The following is a 1005-nucleotide window of genomic DNA, read 5'->3' as shown; positions in this document are numbered from 1 at the left end:
GTACTTTATACCTCTTATTTATATCTATCTGTAGAGGGTTAAATTCTTTCATAATTTTTGTTTTCATTTTATTACATAAAAATTCTATGTGTAATTTATTATTAGTACGTTTTAAAGAATCAAAAAAACTTTCTGCATAATCTTTAAATAATATATCGAACTCTTGAGCAGTTAATGTTTGAGTTTTAAAAGGGTCATATATTTCACCGCGATGATAGAATGGGAAGTTGAAAATTCTAACAAATTCTTTAACATGTGAAGCGTAATCTAGTAAAAAAGAATTATCGATATATATTTGGATATTTTCATTAAATTTTATTGAAAATTTTCTAACTATTGATGTTTTAAATATCATATTACATGCTGTATTTTTTCTTAAAAATGAATTAGGGTTTGTATTATAATTTAATTGTTTAACAATCACCTCATTTTGATTTATATACTGCGGTTTTTGTAATGTAAACTTATGAATAGGAGCTATTAAACTATCTAATCCATTTAATTTTTCCAAATAAAATCCTATTGCGTATGTAGCTAATTGATCATCAGCATCTAAAAACATAAAATATGGGGTTTTCACATTTTCCATAGCTATATTTCTAGCTTTAGCATGGCCATAATTACCATCTAAATTAATATAATTAATCTTTTTATTATAACTTTCTAATTCTCTCATCAAAATTTTAGTAGATTCATCATTAGATCCATCATTTACGATAATAATATCGAAATCTTGCACCCTTTGATTCTTTACACTATTAATACAATCACTAATATAATCTTCGGAATCATAATAAGTTATAATTATAGTTAAGTCATTCATTTTTCCCTCTCCTATTTGAATAAATAATTCTATAATTAAATATATTTCACATTTTTTCTAAAGTTTCAATTTCATTTTATAATGTATGTTTTTATTATTTTAATTTGCAATTTATATATTTTATTTTAAAGTTCTTTCTCTTTACCTTATTTATTACCAATATTAATATTAAACTACAAAAC

Annotated in this window: 1 protein-coding gene; it reads right to left on the bottom strand. The window is 22.4% G+C overall.

Annotation, left to right across the window (positions count from 1 at the left end):
* The coding region (locus CD135_RS12895; RefSeq protein WP_142382262.1) for a glycosyltransferase family 2 protein at positions 1 to 823 on the bottom strand (823 nt) is incomplete at its 3' end.
* Positions 824 to 1005: the final 182 nt, after the last annotated feature.

Source organism: Mammaliicoccus lentus, assembly GCF_002902755.1.
Taxonomy (GTDB): domain Bacteria; phylum Bacillota; class Bacilli; order Staphylococcales; family Staphylococcaceae; genus Mammaliicoccus; species Mammaliicoccus lentus.
Note: the sequence above shows the minus strand (reverse complement) of the source record. Positions and strands in the feature narration are given on the sequence as shown.